General features: G+C 69.4%; 21 protein-coding genes. 11 read left to right on the forward strand and 10 right to left on the reverse strand.

The features are described from left to right. Positions 1–36: 36 nt before the first annotated feature. The gene (locus ABZX12_RS32680; RefSeq protein WP_355699301.1) at positions 37–963 is read right to left on the reverse strand and encodes a glutamate ABC transporter substrate-binding protein; all 927 of its coding nucleotides are present in this window, start codon (positions 961–963) and stop codon (positions 37–39) included. Between the two features lie 58 nt (positions 964–1021). After that, a complete protein-coding gene (locus ABZX12_RS32685; RefSeq protein ID WP_355699362.1) occupies positions 1022–1750 on the reverse strand; it encodes an amino acid ABC transporter ATP-binding protein in 729 nt (242 codons plus the stop codon). Positions 1751–2047: 297 nt separating this feature from the next. Here ABZX12_RS32685 and ABZX12_RS32690 point away from each other — a divergent pair, with 297 nt between their 5' ends. Then, positions 2048–4723 carry a hypothetical protein gene (locus ABZX12_RS32690; protein ID WP_355699302.1) on the forward strand — a complete coding sequence of 892 codons (2676 nt, stop codon included), beginning with the start codon at positions 2048–2050 and terminating at the stop codon, positions 4721–4723. 77 nt (positions 4724–4800) lie between these two features. On the opposite strand, the gene ABZX12_RS32695 is transcribed toward ABZX12_RS32690, so the two are convergent. Beyond that, complete coding sequence (locus tag ABZX12_RS32695; protein WP_355699303.1) at positions 4801–6321, reverse strand: amidohydrolase family protein; 1521 nt, start codon at positions 6319–6321, stop codon at positions 4801–4803. Positions 6322–6421: 100 nt separating this feature from the next. Here ABZX12_RS32695 and miaB point away from each other — a divergent pair, with 100 nt between their 5' ends. Both miaB and ABZX12_RS32705 read left to right on the forward strand, forming a co-directional pair. Next, a complete protein-coding gene (miaB, locus tag ABZX12_RS32700; protein ID WP_355699304.1) occupies positions 6422–7906 on the forward strand; it encodes a tRNA (N6-isopentenyl adenosine(37)-C2)-methylthiotransferase MiaB in 1485 nt (494 codons plus the stop codon). Continuing rightward, complete coding sequence (locus ABZX12_RS32705; protein WP_355699305.1) at positions 7903–8565, forward strand: phosphotransferase; 663 nt, start codon at positions 7903–7905, stop codon at positions 8563–8565. Before miaB ends, ABZX12_RS32705 begins: the two co-directional genes overlap by 4 nt. Positions 8566–8569: 4 nt before the next feature. On the opposite strand, the gene ABZX12_RS32710 is transcribed toward ABZX12_RS32705, so the two are convergent. The 6 genes from ABZX12_RS32710 to ABZX12_RS32735 all read right to left on the reverse strand — a co-directional run bounded on the left by ABZX12_RS32710 (position 8570) and on the right by ABZX12_RS32735 (position 11299). Continuing rightward, a complete protein-coding gene (locus ABZX12_RS32710) occupies positions 8570–8707 on the reverse strand; it encodes a hypothetical protein (RefSeq protein ID WP_355699306.1) in 138 nt (45 codons plus the stop codon). A 64-nt stretch (positions 8708–8771) separates the two neighbouring features. Then, positions 8772–9224 (reverse strand): NUDIX domain-containing protein, encoded by a 453-nt coding sequence (locus tag ABZX12_RS32715; RefSeq protein WP_355699307.1) that lies wholly within the window; start codon positions 9222–9224, stop codon positions 8772–8774. Positions 9225–9261: 37 nt separating this feature from the next. Continuing rightward, positions 9262–9840, reverse strand: a complete 579-nt coding sequence (locus tag ABZX12_RS32720) for a GNAT family N-acetyltransferase (RefSeq protein ID WP_355699308.1) — start codon at positions 9838–9840, stop codon at positions 9262–9264. 45 nt (positions 9841–9885) lie between these two features. Continuing rightward, on the reverse strand, positions 9886–10632 hold the full coding sequence (locus tag ABZX12_RS32725) for an MBL fold metallo-hydrolase (protein ID WP_355699309.1): 747 nt from the start codon (positions 10630–10632) through the stop codon (positions 9886–9888). Between the two features lie 64 nt (positions 10633–10696). Continuing rightward, on the reverse strand, positions 10697–10939 hold the full coding sequence (locus ABZX12_RS32730) for an antitoxin (protein ID WP_355483677.1): 243 nt from the start codon (positions 10937–10939) through the stop codon (positions 10697–10699). Positions 10940–11062: 123 nt separating this feature from the next. Then, positions 11063–11299 (reverse strand): hypothetical protein, encoded by a 237-nt coding sequence (locus tag ABZX12_RS32735; protein WP_355699310.1) that lies wholly within the window; start codon positions 11297–11299, stop codon positions 11063–11065. A 121-nt stretch (positions 11300–11420) separates the two neighbouring features. Between ABZX12_RS32735 and miaA the strand changes: the two genes are divergently transcribed. The 4 genes from miaA (at position 11421) to ggt (ending at position 15517) form a co-directional block, all read left to right on the forward strand. Beyond that, on the forward strand, positions 11421–12425 hold the full coding sequence (miaA, locus tag ABZX12_RS32740; RefSeq protein WP_355699311.1) for a tRNA (adenosine(37)-N6)-dimethylallyltransferase MiaA: 1005 nt from the start codon (positions 11421–11423) through the stop codon (positions 12423–12425). Continuing rightward, positions 12412–12915: a SigE family RNA polymerase sigma factor gene (locus tag ABZX12_RS32745; RefSeq protein WP_355699312.1), complete on the forward strand. Its 504-nt coding sequence runs from the start codon at positions 12412–12414 to the stop codon at positions 12913–12915. Before miaA ends, ABZX12_RS32745 begins: the two co-directional genes overlap by 14 nt. A gap of 7 nt (positions 12916–12922) precedes the next feature. Further along, positions 12923–13615, forward strand: coding sequence for a hypothetical protein (locus tag ABZX12_RS32750; RefSeq protein WP_355699313.1), 693 nt, complete (start codon positions 12923–12925; stop codon positions 13613–13615). Positions 13616–13705: 90 nt separating this feature from the next. After that, complete coding sequence (gene ggt, locus ABZX12_RS32755) at positions 13706–15517, forward strand: gamma-glutamyltransferase (protein WP_355699314.1); 1812 nt, start codon at positions 13706–13708, stop codon at positions 15515–15517. Here ggt and ABZX12_RS32760 read toward each other — a convergent pair. Next, a complete protein-coding gene (locus tag ABZX12_RS32760) occupies positions 15504–16586 on the reverse strand; it encodes a M20/M25/M40 family metallo-hydrolase (RefSeq protein WP_355699315.1) in 1083 nt (360 codons plus the stop codon). The genes ggt and ABZX12_RS32760 overlap by 14 nt on opposite strands. A 69-nt stretch (positions 16587–16655) precedes the next feature. Here ABZX12_RS32760 and ABZX12_RS32765 point away from each other — a divergent pair, with 69 nt between their 5' ends. From ABZX12_RS32765 to ABZX12_RS32780, 4 genes are read left to right on the forward strand one after another with little or no spacing between them, the layout of a single operon-like run. Then, positions 16656–17318 (forward strand): hypothetical protein, encoded by a 663-nt coding sequence (locus tag ABZX12_RS32765; protein ID WP_355699316.1) that lies wholly within the window; start codon positions 16656–16658, stop codon positions 17316–17318. Further along, positions 17311–17955, forward strand: a complete 645-nt coding sequence (locus ABZX12_RS32770; protein WP_355699317.1) for an SIS domain-containing protein — start codon at positions 17311–17313, stop codon at positions 17953–17955. The genes ABZX12_RS32765 and ABZX12_RS32770 overlap by 8 nt, the downstream gene beginning before the upstream one ends. Continuing rightward, positions 17945–19075, forward strand: coding sequence for an o-succinylbenzoate synthase (gene menC, locus ABZX12_RS32775; RefSeq protein ID WP_355699318.1), 1131 nt, complete (start codon positions 17945–17947; stop codon positions 19073–19075). The genes ABZX12_RS32770 and menC overlap by 11 nt, the downstream gene beginning before the upstream one ends. 4 nt (positions 19076–19079) lie before the next feature. Continuing rightward, positions 19080–20660: an amidohydrolase family protein gene (locus tag ABZX12_RS32780; protein WP_355699319.1), complete on the forward strand. Its 1581-nt coding sequence runs from the start codon at positions 19080–19082 to the stop codon at positions 20658–20660. The last annotated feature ends 59 nt before the right edge of the window (positions 20661–20719 follow it).

Raw genomic sequence — 20719 nt, forward strand, 5'->3', positions numbered from 1 at the left:
CGGCGCCCGAAGCGGACACCGCGGCCGGCTGATGGATCAGTACTTCTCGAGCGGCGGCGGCGTCGAGTCCGAACCCGACTTGCCGAGCGTCTCGTCGTAGATCGCCTTCCAGGTGCCGTCGGAGGCCGAGGTCTCGAGGATCGAGTTCACCTTGTCCCGCAGCGCCTTGTCGGCCAGCGGCAGGCCGATACCGTACTTCTCGGTGCTGAACGGCTTGCCGACCACGCGGAGCTCGTCGGGCGCCGTGGCGGCGTACCCCTTGAGGATCGCGTCGTCGGTGGTGACCGTGTCGACCTTCTTGTCCAGCAGCTGGGAGACGCACTCCGAGTAGGTCTTGAACTCGGAGATGTTGCTCGCCTCAGTCAGCTGCTCGTCCTTGACCCGCTGGATCGGGGTCGAGCCGGTCGCGGAGCAGACCTTCTTGCCCTTCAGGGCGGTCTTGCCGGCGTCCATCGAGGTGTCGTCCTTGCGGACCAGCAGGTCCTGACCGGCGATGAAGTACGGGCCGGCGAACGAGACCTGCTTCTTACGCTTGTCGGTGATCGAGTAGGTGCCGACGTAGTAGTCGATCTCACCACCGGCGATCGCGGTCTCGCGGTTCGCCGACGGGATCTCCTTGTACTCGATCTTGTCCGGGTCGAAGCCGAGACCGGCCGACACCATCCGGGCCACCTCGATGTCGAACCCGCAGCGCTTGCCGTCGGCGTCCTTGTACCCGAGGTTCGGCTGGTCGGCCTTGACGCCGACGATCACGTTGCCGCGGGACTTCGCCTTGGTGAAGGTCTGGCTGCCGGCCACGTCCACGCCGCTCGCGGCGGTGAACTTGTGCAGCTCGCCGCAGGAGTCGGACGCGTTGCCGCCACTGTTGCCGCCGCCGGCGCTCGGCTCGTCCTTGCCACACGCGGCGGCGGTCAGCGCGAGCGCTGCGACGCCGAACGTGGCGACGAGGGTGCGCATTCTCATGATCAGGTTCCCCTTCGTTTCGTTGCTGGTACAGCCCGCGGGCGGTGTGACTGCCGGATCAGTGCTTCAGGATCTTGCCGAGGAAGTCCTGGGCCCGCCTCGAGGTCGGGTTCGTGAAGAAGGTCTCCGGGTCGGCCTGCTCGACGATCTCGCCGTCGGCCATGAACACCACCCGGTTCGCCGCGGTCCGGGCGAAGCCCATCTCGTGCGTGACGACGACCATCGTCATGCCCTGCTTGGCGAGGTCGATCATCACCTCGAGGACCTCCTGGATCATCTCCGGGTCGAGCGCCGAGGTGGGCTCGTCGAAGAGGATCACCTTCGGGTCCATGGCCAGGGCCCGCGCGATCGCGACGCGCTGCTGCTGGCCGCCGGACAACTGGGCCGGGTACTTCGCGGCCTGCGAGGCCACCCCCACCCGCTCCAGCAGTTCCATCGCCCGCTTCTCGGCCTGCTTCGGGTCCGTCTTGCGGACCTTGCAGGGACCGAGGGTGACGTTCTGCAGGATCGTCTTGTGTGCGAACAGATTGAAGGACTGGAAGACCATGCCGACGTCCGCGCGCAGCTTGGCCAGGTCCTTGCCCTCGCTGGGCAGCGGCTGCCCGTCGAGCGTGATGGTGCCGGAGTCGATCGGCTCCAGCCGGTTGATCGCACGGCAGAGCGTCGACTTGCCGGACCCGGACGGGCCGATCACCACGACGACCTCGCCCTGGTCGATGGACAGGTTGATGTCCTTCAGGACGTGCAGTTCGCCGAAATGCTTGTTGACGCCGGTCAGCGCGACCAGACCGGTTTGCGTCAGCGTGTCGGAATCGCTCATGGCCAGAACCTAGCGGAGCCGGGGGCCCGGTCGCAGCGCTGGGTGGTACCACGGTGGTAACGATCTGCAATAAAGGCACGCTCCGTGCGACGGTCGTCACGGATCGCCGAAATGCATGTTTTCCCTATGTAACTGATCGTCGGAGGACAATCACTTCCACGCCTGCGGAAGTGGACGTATGGTCCCTGCGGCCCTCGCACGACAGGGCTACGGGAGCGCCGCCACGTCGACGGCGACCCGCCAAGAACCACACCGGAGTACGTCATGCGGATCTCGCTGACCAAACGCAGTCGTCAAGTCATCGCCGGCGGTCTGGGGACCGCCCTCGTCGCTGCCGGTATCGGCGCCTACGCCGGCCGCTACGAGCTGAAGGAAGAGTGGCTCAAACATCAGTGGGCCGGGCGGCACTACAACGCCGCCGTGATGGAGAAGGCGCTGATGATCGCCGGCGGCAACCCCGCCGAGATGCAGAGCGAGTCGAAGGAAGCCTTCACGATCGCCGACGAGTTCGAGCAGGCCCGGACCGCGCCGGGCGGCATCGTCGCACCGGGCGCGTACTCGGCCGCCTTCGCCCAGCTCACCGCCCTGCCGCACACCGCCGGCGCGTGGCGTGAGGTCACCAAGGTGCCGTACGACGCGGACGACGCCCGGTACCGCGACTGGTACTCGAACTCCAGCGGCGGCGCCGGCTATGTCACCGGCCGGATCACCGGCCTTGCCGCCGACAACGCCAACCACGTGTACGCCGCCGGCGCGAACGGCGGCGTGTGGCGCTCCAGCACCGGGGGCGGCAACTGGACACCGCTGAGCGACACCTTGCCGTCCCTGAGCGGCGGTGATCTCCAGCTCGCCGGCGACGGCTCGCTGTGGTACGCGACCGGCGAGGCGAACACCGGCGGTACGTCGTACGTCGGATCGGGCGTTTACCGCCTCGCGAATCCCACGACCGGCACCTACTCGCCGTCCGACCGGGTCGGCGGCAAGGAACTGGAATCGACCACCGTCGGCCGGCTGCGCTGGGGTGGCGGGCAGGTGTTCGCGGCCACCAACCGCGGCGTCTGGTACCACGACGCGTCGACGACCGCCGGCGCCTGGAAGGTCGCCTTCTACCCGAACCCGGACTTCATGCCGGAGATCAAGGACGACGCCGGCAACGTGCTGGTGCCGGCCGGCAGCCAGACCGGCGGTGCGACGAACGCGGCGTACAAGAACATCGTCAACGACATCGCGATCGACCCGAAGAACCCCAAGCACGTGATCGCCGCCATCGGCTGGCGATCGGGCGACACCTACAACGGGTTCTACGAGACCAACGACTACACCGCGGGTCCGTCGAGCTGGAAGCGGCTCAACGTGGTGCTCGGTGGTATCAAGAACAGCACCGACGTCGGCTACACGACGTTCGCGTTCAGCAAGACCGGCGATCGTCTGTACGCGATGGTGCAGCAGCCGAGCAAGATCAACGGCAGCACCAGCCTGGCCGGCATCTTCGTCTCCAAGACCGGCAGTCCGTCGGGTCCGTGGAACAAGATCGCCGACCCGCAGATCCTGCACAACAGCGGCTCCGCACTGGACCGCAAGGGGTACGCCGTCGGCGTCCAGGCCTGGTACAACCAGTTCCTGACCGTCGATCCGGCCAACGCCGACCACGTCTGGGCGGGGCTGGAAGAAGTGTTCGAGACGACCGACGCCGGCTCGCACTGGGCTACCGTCGGGCCGTACTGGAACTTCGGCTTCCCCTGCTGGAACATCGACGACTCGAAGAACACCTGTCCGATGGCGCCGCACTCCGACCAGCACTCGGTCGCGGTCGGTACCTCGGGCGGCAAGCCGGTCGTCTTCGTCGGCAACGACGGCGGCATCTACCAGCGGCCGGTCAACGGCCAGGTCAACGCGAACAACAACGGCACCGACTGGAAGTCGCTGACCACCGACGGGACCATGGACGCCCTGCAGTACTACTCGGTGTCGGTCGGCAAGGACACCGAGCACGGCGGCGTCGTGGTGTCCGGCGGCTTGCAGGACAACGGCGTCTCGAACCTGTTCGCCGTCCAGCCGAACGGCAGCAACAGTGACACCAAGATGGGCTCCAACTTCGGCGGTGACGGCGGCGACGGGGCGGCCGATCCGCAGAACGGCTGCAACCAGCTGCAGGAGTACGTCGCGCTCGCGGTCAAGATCACCAACAACTGCGCGCTGAACAAGGGTGCGCTGAGTGAGGCCGAGGCGAGCTCGTGGAGTCTGGACCCGGGTGACCCGAGCCCGCGGTTCATCGCACCGATCGCGATCGACTCGGCGAACTCGAACGGCTTCATCGCGGGTGGTCAGTACGTCTACACCTCCACCAAGGGCTGGGGCATGCGCAGCGCGTCCGAGTGGACGAAGGCGTTCGATCTCGGAGCGGGGCACTCGGCGACGGCGGTCGCGATGCGCGGCGGCGTCGGCTGGGTCAGCTGGTGCGGCCCGTGCAACAACGCGGGCTTCACCCGCGGCCTGGCCACCAACGCCGGCGGCACCTGGCACCAGGTGACCTTGCCGTCGGAGTTCCCGAACCGGTACCTCGCGGGCGTGGGCATCGACCCGGCCAACGGACAGCACGCGTACGTCGCCGTGAACGGCTTCTCGCGCCGCTTCACCGAGGGCCCGGGTGCGGGTGTCGGCCACGTCTACGAGACCAAGGACGGCGGCGCCACCTGGTCGGACATCTCGGCGAACCTGCCGGACGTCCCGACGAGCGCCGTCAAGCAGTTGGCGAACGGAGCGCTCGTCGTCGGATCGGACCTGGCCACGTTCTACCGGGCTCCGGGGGCGACCAACTGGCAGGTGCTCGGCTCCGGCCTGCCGACCACCACGGTGATGGACATCGAGTCCGGCCCCGACGGCAACATCTACGCGGCCACCCACGGCCGCGGCATCTGGAGCATCACGCCGCCCGCGTGATCCCTCCAGCCTGACTTTGAGCACCCACCAACCAATACTCGACGAGGATTTTGGTTGGTGGGTGCACAAAGCAGGGGTCAGGCGGGGCGGTGGGCGCCGCAGCAGGCGCCGGCGGCGAGCGTCGGGGCGGCGGGTTCCTTCACGGCTGCCTCGACGGCGGCGAGCATCCGCTCGCGCTCGGCGGGGGAGATGACGCGGCCGCGGGCGACGACCGTGTGGATGCGGCGGGTGTTGCGGATGTCGGCGAGCGGATCGGCGTCCAGGACGACCAGGTCGGCGATCTTGCGTGGCTCGACCGCGCCCGTGTTCAGGCCGAGGAACTTCGCCGGCTCGGCGGTGGCGGCGTACAGCGCCTGGCGCGGCGTGGCGCCGGCGCCGACCAGGTGCTCGAGCTCGTCGTGCAGGGCGAACCCCGGCACGGAGTACGGCGTACCGGTGTCGGTGCCGGCCAGGATCGGTACGTCGTGCGCGAACAGTTCCCGGACGAACCGCTGCCGCCACGCCCACATCTGCCGCTGGTGGGAGATCTCCTCGGCGGTGCGGTTGGCGGCGTACAGGTTCTCGATGACGTAGTCGTAGGTGCCGATCGAGTCTGCGCTGAGGTACTTCGCGAGCGCCGGGTCGAGCTGTGTGTAGTCGATCTGATCGAGCACGTTGTGCATGGTGAGCGTCGGCGTGACCCGGGTCCGGTTCCGGCGGAGCGTTCCGAACACGTCGGCGGCGCGCGCCGGGCTGTAGGTGTTCGCGGCGATCCACTCGATCGGGTGCAGTTGCCGGAACCATGCGTTGTAGTCGCCGGTCGGCACGGTGATCGCGCGCAGCATCCGCCGTACCTCGGCCTCGCGGGTCGAGACCGCCAGGCCGAGCGAGTGGATGTGCTCGATGCTGCGCTGGCCGGCGTTGCTGACCTCCTTCGAGGTGACCTGGTCGGGGCCGTGACCGTGGACGGTCAGACCGACTTTGCGGGCCTCGTCGACGATCGCGCGCCAGGACTCCCGGCTCAGCCGCGAGTAGACCTTGACGAAGTCGGCGCCCTCGGACTTGACCCGCCGTACGGCGGCCCGGGCCGCGGCGGCGTCGTCGACGACGATGACCTGGATCAGGTTCGGGTCCCACAGGGTGGGGTCGCCGTCGATGATGTTGCTCGCGACCACCATCCGCGGGCCGAGCAGGGTGCCCGCCTCGATCCGGTCGCGCCAGTCGTACAGCATCGGGTTCGTGCCGGCCATCTCGCGGACGGTGGTCAGACCGTTGGCCAGATAGAGAGGTGGCGACACCCGCTCGTCCCCGAGGCTGTGGACGTGCAGGTCGGCGAGGCCCGGGATGACGTACTTCCCGCTCAGGCGGATCTCCGCGGCCCCGCGCGGCACCGGGAGCCGCCCGACGCCGATGATCCGGTCGCCGCTGATCAGCACGGTCCGGTGCGGGTTCTTCCGGCCGGTGGCGACGTCGACGACGGTGACGTCGGTGAGGGCGGTGATGCCGGTGATGCCGGTACCGCGTACTGCGAACGCGGGGGTCGTGGGGAACGCGCCTGCGGCGAGGACGACGGCGCCGGCGGCGGTACGGGCGAGGAACTGACGGCGAGAACTGTTCATGCCCCTCACTATTGTCGCCGGGTGACCGGCGGTCAGGGGTGCCAGCCCGCTGGCCCAGGTAGGGAAACCTCCACCGCGGCACGTACTCTTGGTGGCTGTCATGCGTACTTATGAGGTCCGCACCTACGGGTGCCAGATGAATGTCCACGACTCCGAGCGGCTGCGCGGGCTGCTGGAGGACGCGGGCTATGTCCGTGCGCCCGAGGGCGACGAGGCCGACGTGGTGGTCTTCAACACCTGCGCGGTCCGGGAGAACGCCGACAACAAGCTGTACGGCAACCTCGGTCACCTGGCGCCGGTGAAGGCCCGCAAACCCGGCATGCAGATCGCCGTCGGCGGCTGCCTGGCGCAGAAGGACAAGGCGTCCATCACGCGCAAGGCGCCGTGGGTGGACGTGGTCTTCGGGACGCACAACATCGGCTCGCTGCCGGTGCTGCTGGAGCGGGCCCGGATCGAGCAGGAGTCGCAGGTCGAGATCCTCGAGTCGCTCGAGGTCTTCCCGTCGACGCTGCCGACCCGGCGCGAGTCGCCGTACTCGGCCTGGGTGTCGGTGAGCGTGGGCTGCAACAACACCTGCACGTTCTGCATCGTGCCGGCGCTGCGCGGCCGCGAGAAGGACCGCCGGCCGGGCGAGATCCTCTCCGAGGTCGAGGCGCTGGTCGGCGAGGGCGTGCTCGAGGTGACGCTGCTCGGCCAGAACGTGAACTCGTACGGCGTGGAGTTCGGCGACCGGTACGCGTTCTCGAAGCTGCTCCGGGCGTGCGGGGAGATCGACGGGCTGGAGCGCGTCCGGTTCACCTCGCCGCACCCGCGCGACTTCACCGCGGACGTGATCGAGGCGATGGCCGAGACGCCGAACGTGATGCCCTCGCTGCACATGCCGCTGCAGTCCGGGTCGGACACCGTGCTGAAGGCGATGCGCCGGTCGTACCGGCGGGACCGCTACCTGAAGATCATCGAGGACGTGCGCGCGGCGATGCCGGACGCGGCGATCACCACCGACATCATCGTCGGGTTCCCGGGGGAGACCGAGGAGGACTTCCAGGGCACGCTCGACGTGGTCCGGCAGGCCCGGTTCGCGGGTGCGTTCACCTTCCAGTACTCCAAGCGTCCCGGCACGCCGGCCGAGTCGATGACCGACCAGGTCCCGCGCGACGTCGTCCAGGAGCGGTACGAGCGGCTGGTCGCCCTGCAGGACGACATGGCCTGGGCCGAGAACAAGCAGATCGTCGGCCGCTCCGTCGAGGTGCTCGTGGCCGAGGGGGAGGGGCGCAAGGACGCCGCCACCCACCGGCTCAGCGGTCGCGCCGCGGACAACCGCCTGGTGCACTTCGCCGTACCGGAAGGCGCCGAGACGCCGCGACCGGGTGACATGGCAACGGTCGAGGTCACGTACGCCGCGCCGCACCACCTGGTCGCGGACGTGTTCGGCGCCGTCCGCCGGACGCGCGCCGGGGATGCCTGGGAGCGGGCGCAGGGCGCGCCGGCTCCTTCACCGGGCTCTGCCCCGGGCGTCATGCTCGGGATGCCGACGATCGGCGCGCAGCCGATGGAGCCGGCAGTGGGCGGCTGCCAGGCCGGATGAACCTCCCGGCGGACGCGGAGCCGTTCGCGTTCGGCCGGGACGCGGACATCTACGCGATCGACGACGACTGGGTGCTGCGGCGGTACCGCAACGGTCACCCGGTCCGCGACGAGGCCGACTTCATGCGGCACGTCGCGCAGCACGGGTATCCGGTGCCCGCGGTCCGCGACGTCGATGGCGCGGACATGGTCATCCAGCGCCTCGACGGACCGACGCTCGGCGACGCCGCGATGGCCGGTGAGCTCGGCGCCGTCGAGATCGGCCGCATCCACGCCGACCTGCACCACTGCCTGCAGGCAATCCCTGCCCCTAGCGGTACGCCGGGCCTGGTCGTCGTGCACGGCGACCTGCACCCGCTGAACGTGATCTCTACCGCCGACGGCCCGGTCGTCATCGACTGGCGCAACGCAGAAGAGGGCACACCAGAGTTCGACGTCGCGATGACCGCGATCATCTTCGCCCAGGTCGCCCTCGACCCGACGTACGAGGCCCTCACCGACCTCCTCCGCGACGCGCTGGCCACCTACCTCGCCAACTCCATCGACCCCACACCAGGCCTGCCCGAGGCACTACGCCGCCGCGGCAACAACCGCACACTCACACCCGCCGAGCTAGCCCTCCTCCCCGCCCAGGAAGCCCTGATCCGCTCACATCTCTAGGCGTTCAGGAACTGCGACGGCTCGAGGGGACGGGTGACGATGCGGAGTTCGCCGGGTTGCGGAGCAGCTCCGAGGAGTCGACGTACACGACGCTGTGCCGGCCGTCGTTCACGATCGCCAGGTGGAACCACGGCTCGTTCATCGCCCCACGCTCCTGTGCTCGCTGACACCGCAGCGAACCTCACGGCGGGGGCCCGGCGGTGAACTCAGGCGAAACCCTGGGCGATCACGGCGGGAAGCGCGTCACCGGTCAACGACGCGAGCACCCGCGCCTCGTGCGGGACGACGGGATCCGGCAACCGGTCCAACGGATACCAGTCGAGATCGGCCGCCTTGTCCGGCTCCATCAGCCGCGGCTCACCGCTCCACTTCTCGGTGACGAAGAAGAAGTCGACCCGCTCGTCGATCGGATCCCCGTTGCCGCCCGTGCGGTGCATCGCCGTGACCGGTTGGAGGTCCGACGGGTCGACGTCGATCCCGACCTCCTCCTTGAGCTCCCGCACCGCCGCCGCGAGCACCGACTCACCCCGCTCCACATGCCCCGCGGGCACTGCCCAGTACCCATCCATGTATCCGGTGTCGGCCCGCAGCAACAACAACACCTCGTCCCCCCGCCGAACAATCACATAAGCCGCCGGCACCACCACAAACCGATCCATACTCGCACCCTAATCACCCCCGCCGACTCCGCGGCGGTCACGGGCTGGGGGCGACGGTCTTGGACATCACGCAGTGGTTCTTGCCTTTGGGGCGTTCGTAGGTGAAGCCGGCTTTTTCGAAGAGGGTGCGGGTGCCGTTGTAGAGGAAAGAGGCGGTGATCTTCTTGCCTGCGGTGTCCTGGGGGTAGGCCTCGACGAGGCCGCCGCCGGACTCGCCTATCAGGGCCAGGGCCCCTTGGAGGGCGACGGACGAGACGCCTTGGCGGCGGTAGTTGCGGTCGGTGAAGAAGCAGGTGAGGCGGTAGTCCGGCAGCAGCTCCAGCCCGGCCTCGTACTCCTTGCGGTGGTAGATGTTCGGCAGCTCGGCCGGCGTCCCGTACTCGAGCCATCCGACCGCCCGCTCGCCGTCGAACACGAGCGCCGCATGTGCCCGCCCCTCCAGGACCAGGCGGTGCTTGAGGTCCCTGTTGCTCTCGGCGTCGAACGTCTTCTCGTCGTGCATCGTGTGGAAATACGTGCACCAGCACCCGCCCCACACCCCGTTGTGCCGTTCCGCGAGCGCCGCGAACCCGTCCCAGGTCTCAGGCGCCAACGCCCGTACCACTAGCTCGCCCATGAGCCGAGCGTACGAGGCGTTCCGGACGATCCCCGTCCGGGATCCTCAGACGGTGTACGTCGTTCCGGGCGAGGCTTGGTCGATCGGCCCCGAAAACCTCTCGGAGGCGCGCGCAACTGCGACCGATGGCGTCAGCGAGCGACCGATATGCGTGAGGATCAGGCGCCTGGCCTGTGCCGCTGCCGCCGTGTCGCCGGCTTGTTCAGGGGTGTGGTGCGCCGGGTCCTCGGTCGCGGTGTCCGCCTCGCACAGCAGTACGTCGCAGTCGCTCGCCAACGCGGTCAAGTTGTCGCAGGGCGCACTGTCACCGGAGTACACAAGTGAACGTCCGCCGGCCTCGACACGTACGGCGTACGCGGGCATGCCGTGCTCGACCGCGCGGCTGGTGAGCCGGACTGAGCCGACGGCTGCAACCTGTCCGTCGTACAGTTCGATGATCTCGAACGCGGACTCGATCGGGCTCCGCGTCGGACCGTTGGTGAGGAAGCCCGCGAGCCGATCGGCGATCCCCGGCGGGCCGTACAGCGGAATCGGCGCACGCAAGGTGATGTCGGCGTACAGCGCCCCGTAGTACGCCGTCAGCAGATCGGCGCAGTGATCCGCATGGAGATGCGAGATCCAGATCGCGTCGAGCTCGTCGAGCCGCGCGTGCTCCTGCAGCGCGCCAAGCGTCCCGCTGCCCGCATCCATCCAGATCCGCGTACCACCTGCCGTCACCAGGTATCCGGAACACGGGTTGTCCGGCGCTGGGTACGGCGTCGCGGACCCGAGCACCGTGAGCCGAACACTCATGCGCAAACCCTAAACGTGACGAAGGGCCGCAAGCGGGGTGCTTGCGACCCTTCGTGGGTGTGCGTCAGGCGGGGTTCTGCCGATCGGGGATGTCGTCGTTCTGGCCGTCCAGGTTGTCCAACCCTTCCTTGGCCTTGTCGACGCCCGTGTCGATCTTGTCGCCGTACTTGCCGCCCGTCTTCTCGTCGACGAAGTCACCGGCCTTGTCCAGACCTTCACCGACCTTGTCGCCGTGGCTGTCGACCAAGTCGGTGGCCTTGTCCTTCAGGTCCTCGGCCTTGCCCTTGAACTTGTCGAAGATGCCCATCTCGGGGCTCCCATTCCTGCGTAGTTGAGTGCTTACAGACAGCTAGCGCGATCTTCGCACCCCGAACGCCGGAACTGTGGGATCTCCGTGAGCGCCGTACCCAAATCGATGCCGGACAGGCTCCTACTCGACGTCGCCGCCGCTGTCCGTCGTGCCACCGCCGGATTCGACGTCGCCGCCCGACTCCACGTCCCCGCCGGACTCCACGTCGCCGCCGGAGTCGCCACCGGGCTCGACATCGCCGGCGCTGAACTCGACGTCACCACCACTGCGCTTGGCCGCGGACACGTTGTCCGCCTCGTCCCCCAGGCCGAGCGCGTCCTTGGCCGCGTCCGACTCTTCCTCGAACGGATTCGTCACTTCGTTCCTCCCGTAGAAATGTTGCGAACTGCAGCGTTCCTACCGAACTTTCCGGGTCATCCACAAGGCCGGTCCGGACCTCTTGGCGAACTCTTCATCACGGTGCTGCCAGACTGGAGCGATGTCTGCTCCCCTCGTCGTCGCGGTCGTCGGCCCCACCGCGGCCGGGAAATCCGACCTTGCCGTCGCGCTGTCGCAACGCCTGGGTGGCGAGGTGGTGAACGCGGACGCCATGCAGGTGTACCGCGGGATGGACATCGGTACGGCGAAGATCGGCACCGCGGAGCGCGCCGGCGTACCGCACCACCTGCTGGACATCCTCGACGTGACCGAGACGGCGACCGTGGCCGAGTTCCAGGCGCTCGCCCGGCAGGCGATCGACGACTGCGTCGCGCGCTCGAAGGTCCCGGTACTGGCCGGCGGCTCGGCGCTCTACGTCCGCGCGATCCTCGACGACTTCGTCTTCCCCGGCACCGACCCGGTGGTTCGCGCCCGCCTCGAGGCCGAGCTCGAGGCCCACGGCTCCGGCGCCCTGCACGCGGAGCTGCGCCGACGGGACCCGAAGGCCGCCGACCAGATCCTGCCCAGCAACGGCCGCCGGATCGTCCGCGCGCTGGAGGTCATCGAGATCACCCAGGGCCCGTACGTCGCCACGCTGCCCGAGCACCGCTACGTCTACCCGGGCGCGATCCAGCTCGGTCTCGACGTCCCGCGGCCGGTTCTCGACGAGCGGATCGGCCGCCGGGTGGACCGGATGTTCGACGCCGGATTCGTGGCCGAGGTGCGAGGTCTGCTGAACAAGGGTTTGATTGAAGGCAAGACTGCCAACCGCGCCCTCGGGTATTCGCAGGTGATCGCGTTGCTGAACGGTGAGATCGACGAAGCGCAGGCCCGCGAGCGGACCGCCCAGGCGACCCGCCGGTTCGCGCGCCGGCAGGACTCGTGGTTCCGTAAGGACCAACGCATCACCTGGCTCCCGTACGACGCCGACGACCTGGTGGAGAAGGCACTCGAAGTGCTCAGTAGAACCGATGTGGCCCAAGGCAACCGCGAAGCCGTCCCCGGCGTAGTCGAGGTGACAACAGGCCCGGGCAACGACACTGGGGCCGTCGATGCGAGGGGGTGACCGTGAGGCCGAGTTCCGTGAGTACCTGCTCGCGGACCGCACGAGGCTGATGCGTACGGCGTTGCTGCTCACCGCGGGGGATGTGCACACCGCCGAAGATCTGGTCCAGACCGCCTGCACCCGGGTGTACGTGCACTGGCACCGGATCAAGCACGAAGGCGCGGGCCCGTATGCGCACCGCATCCTGGTCAACGCCTTCCTGGACGAGCGCCGCCGCGCCGGCCGCCACCCGGAGGTGGTGACCGCGGAGGCGGTCGAGCCGCGACTGACCGACGTACCGGACCAGGCGGACACCCTCGCCGTCCGGGGCGCGTTGCTGGACCTCGCGCCGCGGCAGCGGGCAGTCCTGGTCCTGCGGTACTTCCAGGATCTCGACGTCGCGAGCTGCGCGCGGATCCTGGAGTGCACCGAGGGCACGGTGAAGAGCCAGACGGCCAAGGCGCTGAAGCGCCTCAAGGAACTGATGACGGAAGAGACGGGGAGTAGCTGAGAGCACAGTGGACGAGGTCAAGAAGTTACTGGAGGGGTTCGCGGACCGTGCCGCCGAAGGGCTGCCGGACGCGGACATCGACGCGGACGTCAGCCGTGGCCGGCTCGCGCTGCGCAGGATCAAGCGCCGGCGCCGGGTCACCGGAGTGCTGTGCGTCGCCGCGGCGTCGGCCCTCGTGCTCGCGATCGGCAACCAGGTGAAGTGGTGGGGCGGCGGCAACGAGGTAGCCGGCGGCACCGCCGGCACCGTCGAGCCGGAGACGTCGGCCGCGAGTCCCTCGACGGCACCGCCGGTGACGCCGCAGAGCAGCGAGCCGGTGTCGATGTTCGGCGCGTCCGTCGTCGAACTGGTGGCGAACAAACAGCCCTGGAGCACGATCACCTGCTCGCTGGCGCCGAAGGGCTGGAGCGCCGAGACCCCGATCGCGGCCGACCAGGTGGTGCTGTCCCAGCCGACGCTGCGGACCGCGGACGCTGCCGCCAAGGTGATCCTGCAGACCGCGCCGCAGGCCCGCAGCCTGTCGCAGGTCCGGGTGACCGACGCGAGCGGCAAGACCTTCCACATCGGTACTCTCGGCGGTCGGCTGAGCGGCCAGGTGAAGCTCGCCGACCAGTGGCTGCTGGTCGAGCTCCCGGCCGGCACGGTCGAGTGGCCGGACGACGTGCTGCGCCGCTTCATGAACTCCTGCGCCGTGAACTAGGCCTGTCTGGGCGCGCCACGACTGGCGCACGACCCGCAGGTGGGATAGGCAGGGCTTGTCCCTGTCCCCGAGTCCGTGTGGGGGAAGTTCGTGAAGAAGCTGGTCGCAACCCTGTCCGCAGGCACTCTGATCCTGACTGCCTTCACCGCAACACCGACCACCGCCGGGGCGCAGGCCCCACCCAGGCAGCCGACCTCGATCGGGTACGGGGGCGCGGTATCCTCCGTCGACCCCGACGCGACGAACATCGGTCTCGACGTCCTGCGTCGCGGTGGTAACGCCGTCGACGCGGCCGTCGCCACCGCCGCCGCGCTCGGCGTCACCGAGCCGTACTCGGCCGGCATCGGCGGCGGCGGGTACTTCGTGTACTACAACGCCAAGTCCCACAAGGTGTCCACGATCGACGGCCGGGAGACCGCGCCCGCGACGATGCCGTCGAACGCGTTCGTCAATCCCGCGACGGGCCAGGCGTATCCGTTCGCGCAGCTCGTGACGTCGGGCGTCTCGATCGGCGTACCGGGAACGCTCGCGACCTGGGACCGGGCCCTGAAGCAGTGGGGTTCGCTGTCGCTCGGCAAGGCACTGAAGCCGGCCGCCGACCTGGCCGACCGCGGTTTCGTGGTGGACCCGACGTTCCGCCTGCAGACACTGGAGAACAAGGACCGCTTCGCGCAGGTCGTGCCGACCGCCAAGCTGTTCCTGCCGAACGGTGACGCGCCGCAGGTCGGCGCACTGTTCAAGAACCCCGAGCTCGCGGCCACCTACAAGCTGATCGGTCAGCAGGGACCGTCGGCGTTCTACAGCGGAGCGCTGGCCGGTGAGATGGCCGCTGTCGCCAAGAACCCGCCGAAGACCCCGAACGCCACGCTGCCGTTCTTCCCGGGATACCTGCAGACCAGTGACCTCGCGGCGTACAAGACGATCGACCGTGCGTCGACCAAGGTCAGGTACGACGGTCTGGACGTCTACGGCATGCCGCCGTCGTCCTCGGGCGGCAGCACGGTCGGTGAGGCGTTGAACATCCTGCAACCGCAGCACTTGCGGCAGCAGTCGACGACGCAGGCGCTGCACACCTATCTCGAGGCGTCCGCTCTGGCCTTCGCGGATCGCGGCGCGTACGTCGGCGACCCGGCGTACGTCGACGTACCGCTGAAGGAGCTGCTGTCGAAGGGGTTCGGGGCCGAGCGGTCCTGCCTGATCGACCCGGAGCACGCGGCGACCAAGCCGGTCAAGGCGGGTTCGCCGGACGGCCAGTACTCGCACTGCGCGAAGGGCGCCGCGGTCGATGAGCGTCCGGACACCGAGGGACGGTCGACGACGCACATGGTTGCGGCCGACAAGTGGGGCAATGTGGTGTCGTACACGTTGACGATCGAGCAGACCGGCGGCAGCGGCATCACCGTGCCCGGGCGCGGCTTCCTGCTGAACAACGAGCTCACCGACTTCTCCGCCGTACCGGACCCGGCAGACCCGAACCGGGTCGAGGCCGGGAAGCGGCCGCGGTCGTCGATGTCGCCGACGATCGTGCTGCGCGGCGGGCGGCCGTACATCGCGCTGGGCTCGCCGGGCGGCTCGACGATCATCACGACCGTCCTGCAGACGCTGACGAACCGGCTCGACCGCGGCATGACGCTGCCGGAGGCGATCGCGGCGCCGCGGGCATCGCAGCGCAACACCGCCTCGGTGACCGCGGAGCAGGCGTTCATCGACCGGTACGGCGCGGCGCTCGCGCCGTACGGTCACACGTTCACGCCTGCCGGTGCACCGGGAAGCTCGGCCTCCGAGATCGGAGCGGTCGCGGCGCTGGAGTTCCTGCCGGGCGGCGCGATCCTCGCGGCCGCGGAACCGGCTCGGCGCGGTGGGGGAGCGGCCGGAACGGCCTGGCCCGTCAGAGTGCGGTGATGATCGCGGCGACCAGGCCGGCGCGCTCGGCCAGGGTCGCCGCGACGATCTGTTCGTGGACGGCGTGGGCCCCCTTGCCGAGCGGGCCCAGGCCGTCCAGCGTTGGGATCCCCAACCATCCGGTCAGGTTGGTGTCGGCCGCGCCGGACGCGGCCGCACCGCCGACCTCCTGGCCGACGGCCCGTCCGGCCGCGGCCACCTTCGCCAGCAGCTCGTCGGTCGCGGGTGACGGTTGCCAGGCCGGCCGGTTCGACATCACCCGCACCGTCAGCTGAGCGTCCCGTACCGGCCGCAATGCGGTGACGGCGGCCAGCACCGACTCCTCCGTCGATGGATCGACGAAACGGAACCCGATGTCGGCCGCCGCCGAGCCCGGTACGACGTTCGTGCGGCCGCCGCCCGCGATCGTGCCGACATTGCACAGCACCTGGTCGTGAGCGGCGACGATCCGCCGGACGGCGACCAGTTGGTCGACGAGCTCGTCGATCGCGGACACCCCGCCGGCCGGGTCGAGCGCGGCATGCGCTTCGCGGCCGGTGACCTCGATGCGGACCCGCGTGCTGCCCCAGCGGGACGTCTTCAGGTCGCCGTTCGGATGCGGCGGCTCGAAGCCGAAAGCGGCGTACACGCCGACCGCCTCGGCCGTCACCAGTTCCCGGGCCGACGGGGAACCGATCTCCTCGTCCGCGACGACCACGACCCGCAGCGGCCGGTGGTCGCGGTCGGCGACCTGCTCCAGCGCGGTCTCGAGAACGACGAGGCCGCCCTTCATGTCGAACACGCCGGGGCCGTGGATGATCCCGTCCGCCTCGCGCCACGGCATCGCGTCGGTCAGCTGCCCGATCGGCCAGACGGTGTCGTGGTGCGCCAGGAAGAGCAGCGGCGCCTCGCCGGCGCGCCCGGGGAAGTCGGCCACCAGATGGTCGCCGGTCGGCGTGGGTATCCGGCGGACGGTCCCGCCGAGCTCCGCGTAGCGCGCCGCCAGCCGGTCGGCGAACGCGTTCAGCGCGGTTGCGTCACCGGTCGGGGTCTCCGCGGCGACGTACTCCCTGAGTCGCTCGATGCTCATGGATAGTCAACGTATCATCATCCGATCGGCGATTGACCAGCGTCGAGCGAGCGGGGCTAGGATCAAAATATGAATCGTATCTCTGAGGTGAGCTTTCGCGCGGTCTCGCTCACCACGGCGGCGAGGTTCGCCGAGGCCTCGACGCTGTACCGTGAGGTCTTCGGCTACCTCGACCCGGCGTACGGGCTGAACCCGCGGCTGCTCGGCGCGCTGGCGAGCAACGGCGGCTCGGTGGTCGGCATCCTCGACGAGAACGACTTGCTGGTCGCGTTCGCGTACGGCTTCTGCGGCACCGACCGGCGCGGTTTCTACCACTACTCGCAGTCGGCCGTCGTCGCCTCCGACCAGCAAGGGCACGGCCTCGGCCGGATGCTCAAGCACGCCCAGCGCGAAGTTGCCCTCAGCCACGGTATGTCGCGGATGCGCTGGACCTACGACCCGGCGCAGATCCGCAATGCGCACTTCAACCTCGACGTGCTCGGCGCCCGCGGCCGCTGGTTCGCCCCCGACATGTACGGTCCGGGCACCGACCGCGTGATCGTCGAGTGGGACCTGACGCGGGAGCAGCCCGCCGTACCGGCCGGCTTGACCGAGCTGGTCGTGCCGGCCGATGCGGGCGAGCTGCGGCGGTCCTTCGAGGAACTACTGGCGAAGGGGCTCATCGCCGTTTCGTGCCGCCGGCTCGCGGACGGCACCGGCGCCTACTACTTCGGACCGGCCGACGATGCCTGACGACCCGCTGAACCGCGAACTCGCCAGCCCTCACGAGCGGTACGACGCCCGGCTGCAGCGCCGCTCGTCCACGATGCTGCAGCGCCGCGTCGTCGAGCAGGAGCGCGCTTCGATCGACGAGGCCCTGGACCAGATCCTCACCGACGAGTCGATCGCCCAGGCCGCGGCCCGGATCGTCGCCGCCCGCCGGCGCTTCATCATCGGCTCGGCGAAGTCGTTCTCGTACGCGTCGTTGCTGGCGTTCGACCTCGGCGTCGGGCTCTCCCAGGTGACGCTGATCGACGGCACCGTGGTGCGCGGTGTCGACGTGCTGGCCGACGTCCGGGCCAACGACCTGATGGTGGCGTTCTCGTTCCGCCGGTACCGCCGTGACACCGTCGAGATCGCCCGCCGGTTCGTCGAGGCCGGCGGTGAACTCGTCGCGGTCACCGACTTCGAGGACGCGCCGCTGGCGAAGCTCGCCGACCAGTGCATCTACGTCGCGACCGGTAGCGCGTCGTACGTCGACTCGCCGACCGTCGTCGCGTCGGTGCTGCATGTCCTCGCGACCCTGACCACGGCGAGCGCGAAGGGCGCGCGCCGGCGGCTGGTGGAGCGCGACCGGTTGAACACGGAGCTGGGGTTGTATGTCAACTGACCTGAAGATCGTCGCCGCCCGGCTGCATCGGGTCCGGATGCCGCTGGTGCACGAGTTCCGGACCAGCTCGCACCGCAAGGCGTTCCTCGACCACATCCTGGTCGAGCTGGAGGACGCGTCCGGCGCGATCGGCTGGGGCGAGGTCGCGTCCTCCTCCGACCCGTACTACGCGCCGGAAACCGTCGAGTCCTGCTGGCACATCGCGTCCAAGTACCTGCTGCCCGCCGTCCTGGATCGTCCGTGGTCACACCCTGACGACCTGGCCGGTCTGTGGTCGAAGGTCCGCGGCAACCAGTTCGCCAAGGCCGGCGTGGACACCGCCGCCTGGGTCCTGTGGGCGGAGACCCGTCAGTTGCCACTCGCCACGGCGCTGGGCGGAGCACGGACCGAGGTCGTCGCCGGCGTCTCGCTGGGCATCGAGCCGACGATCGACGAGCTGCTGACCCAGGTGCAGCAGCAGGTCGAGGCCGGGTATCCCAGGATCAAGCTCAAGATCGCCCACGGCTGGGACGTGGAGCCGGTTCGGGCGGTGCGTACGGCGTACCCCGAGCTGGACCTGCACGTGGACGCGAACGGCATCTACACGGCGGACGACCTACCGCGGCTGCGCAAGCTCGACCAATATCGGTTGACGATGATCGAGCAGCCCTTCGCACCGCGGGACCTGCTCACGCACGCCGAGCTGCAGCGCGCGATCAGTACGCCGGTCTGCCTCGACGAGAGCGTGGAGACCGTCGACGACCTGGAGACCGCGCTCGCGCTAGGAGCGCTGCAGGTCCTCAACATCAAGGTGTCCCGGATGGGCGGGCTGACCCCAGCGCGTGAAGCGCACGACCGGGCGCGGGACGCCGGGATCCCGGTCTGGTGCGGCGGCATGCACGAGTTCGGGATCGGCCGGCTGGCGAACGTCGCGCTCTCCGGTCTCCCCGGGTTCACCCTCCCATCGGATGTGTCCGCCTCGGAGAAGTACTACGCCCGGGATGTCGTCGTACCCGCCGTGACCGCGGTCCGGGGCGTCGTCCGGGTGCCCGAGGCGCCCGGTCTCGGACATGCCGTCGACCGCGAACTGATCGCCGCCAGTACGGTCGCGGAGCTGTCCCTCGGACCAGAACAGGAGTGATTCGATGCGCGTGGCGCTGACCGGCGGCCTGGTCGCGGACGGCACCGGCGCCGAGCTCAGGCCCGGCACGGTGCTCGTCGAGGGGGAGCGCATCAGCGCGGTGCTGCCACCCGGCGAGCCGGTGTCCGACGCAGAGGTCATCGATGCCACAGGCAACATTGTGGCACCGGGGTTCGTCGACCTGCACTCGCACGCGGATTTCAGTCTCGGCGCGAGTCCGGCGGCAGCGTCGCAGCTCACCCAGGGCGTCACCACTCTCGTCGCCGGGAACTGCGGCTGGTCCCCGTTCCCGATCACCGACCTCGAGGCCCTGCGGGCGGGCACAGCGTTCCTCGATCCCCGGCACGACTGGTCGTGGCACGACCTCGCCGGCTTCGCGGCGACACTGGAACCGGCCGTGAACCTTGCCCTGCAGGTCGGCCACTGCACGCTGCGGATCGCCGTGATGGGCAGCGCGCAGCGACCGCCGTCGCCGTCCGAGCTTCGGACGATGCAGGACCTCCTGCGAGCAGCCGCCGACCAGGGGGCGGTCGGCTTCTCCACCGGCCTGATCTACGCGCCAGGCACCTACGCATCACCGGAAGAGGTCGCCGCGCTCGTCGGCACCGCCGCCGAGTGCGGTCTGCTGTACTCGACCCACATCCGCAACGAAGGCGCCGGCCTGCCGGCCGCACTGGACGAGGCGATCGCGGCCGCGCGAGCGGGCGGCGCACGGCTGGAGATCTCGCACCTGAAAGCCGTCGGCAAGGCCAACTACGGTTTGGTCGCCGCGGCTCTCGAACTGCTGGATCGGGTCGACGATGTCGACCTGGGCTGGGATGCCTACCCCTACACGGCGACGAGCACGACGCTGACCACCAGACTGCCGGCCTGGGCGCTCGCCGACGAGACGCCTCCGGCAGCCGCGCGGGGCCGCGCTCGTCGCCCCGCACTGCTCGCCAGGCTCGCCGATCCCGCCGTACGAGCACGGATCGCGGACGCTCTGCGGGCCGACGTCCTGCTCTCACCCGACACCGTCGTGATCGCATCCCTTCCACCCGGGCGCTACGCGGACTGCCGCGGCCTGAGCCTGGCCGAGATCGCCCGGCGCGACGGGGTGGACGCCGCCGAGATCGTGCTCCGCATCCTCGAGTCGCACCAGGCCGCCGTCAGTGTCGTGAACCATGCGATGAGCGAGGACGACGTGACGACGGTCCTCGGACATCCACGGACCGCGGTGGCCAGCGACGGGTGGATCATGGACGCGACCGGCCCGGGCCACCCGCATCCCCGCAACTTCGGCACCTTCCCGCGCGTGCTCGGCCACTACGCCCGCGACCGGGGTGTCCTCACGCTTCCTGAGGCGATCCGCAGGATGACGTCGCTCCCGGCCTCCCGTCTCGGCTGGTCCGACCGCGGCCTGATCCGACCCGGCGCTGTCGCCGACCTGGTGGTCCTCGACGCGGCACAGGTCGCCGACAAGTCGACGTACGACGATCCCTGGCAGCTGTCCGTCGGCGTACGGCACGTCCTCATCGCGGGCCAGTCGGCCTTCACCAACGGCACACCCACCGGTCGCCGTGCCGGGCGGGTTGTCGGCAGCTGAACAGTACGTACAAAGCGCCTACATAGTGCACCTGAGCGTGATCGTGTCCGCGCGTACAC

Origin of the sequence: Kribbella sp. NPDC003505 (assembly GCF_040610875.1) — a bacterium.
Lineage (GTDB): Bacteria > Actinomycetota > Actinomycetes > Propionibacteriales > Kribbellaceae > Kribbella.

Excerpts from the sequence above, each read along its gene's own strand:
- ABZX12_RS32705 (WP_355699305.1), top strand. The coding sequence starts at position 7,903 with ATGAACCTCCCGGCGGACGCGGAGCCGTTCGCGTTCGGCCGGGACGCG.
- ABZX12_RS32765 (WP_355699316.1), top strand. The coding sequence starts at position 16,656 with ATGAATCGTATCTCTGAGGTGAGCTTTCGCGCGGTCTCGCTCACCACG.
- ABZX12_RS32745 (WP_355699312.1), top strand. The coding sequence starts at position 12,412 with ATGCGAGGGGGTGACCGTGAGGCCGAGTTCCGTGAGTACCTGCTCGCG.
- ABZX12_RS32680 (WP_355699301.1), bottom strand. The coding sequence starts at position 963 with ATGAGAATGCGCACCCTCGTCGCCACGTTCGGCGTCGCAGCGCTCGCG.
- ABZX12_RS32760 (WP_355699315.1), bottom strand. The coding sequence starts at position 16,586 with ATGAGCATCGAGCGACTCAGGGAGTACGTCGCCGCGGAGACCCCGACC.
- ABZX12_RS32715 (WP_355699307.1), bottom strand. The coding sequence starts at position 9,224 with ATGGATCGGTTTGTGGTGGTGCCGGCGGCTTATGTGATTGTTCGGCGG.
- ABZX12_RS32725 (WP_355699309.1), bottom strand. The coding sequence starts at position 10,632 with ATGAGTGTTCGGCTCACGGTGCTCGGGTCCGCGACGCCGTACCCAGCG.
- miaB (WP_355699304.1), top strand. The coding sequence starts at position 6,422 with ATGCGTACTTATGAGGTCCGCACCTACGGGTGCCAGATGAATGTCCAC.
- ABZX12_RS32720 (WP_355699308.1), bottom strand. The coding sequence starts at position 9,840 with ATGGGCGAGCTAGTGGTACGGGCGTTGGCGCCTGAGACCTGGGACGGG.
- menC (WP_355699318.1), top strand. The coding sequence starts at position 17,945 with ATGTCAACTGACCTGAAGATCGTCGCCGCCCGGCTGCATCGGGTCCGG.
- ABZX12_RS32780 (WP_355699319.1), top strand. The coding sequence starts at position 19,080 with ATGCGCGTGGCGCTGACCGGCGGCCTGGTCGCGGACGGCACCGGCGCC.
- ABZX12_RS32730 (WP_355483677.1), bottom strand. The coding sequence starts at position 10,939 with ATGGGCATCTTCGACAAGTTCAAGGGCAAGGCCGAGGACCTGAAGGAC.
- ABZX12_RS32690 (WP_355699302.1), top strand. The coding sequence starts at position 2,048 with ATGCGGATCTCGCTGACCAAACGCAGTCGTCAAGTCATCGCCGGCGGT.
- ABZX12_RS32710 (WP_355699306.1), bottom strand. The coding sequence starts at position 8,707 with ATGAACGAGCCGTGGTTCCACCTGGCGATCGTGAACGACGGCCGGCAC.
- ABZX12_RS32770 (WP_355699317.1), top strand. The coding sequence starts at position 17,311 with ATGCCTGACGACCCGCTGAACCGCGAACTCGCCAGCCCTCACGAGCGG.
- ABZX12_RS32695 (WP_355699303.1), bottom strand. The coding sequence starts at position 6,321 with ATGAACAGTTCTCGCCGTCAGTTCCTCGCCCGTACCGCCGCCGGCGCC.
- miaA (WP_355699311.1), top strand. The coding sequence starts at position 11,421 with ATGTCTGCTCCCCTCGTCGTCGCGGTCGTCGGCCCCACCGCGGCCGGG.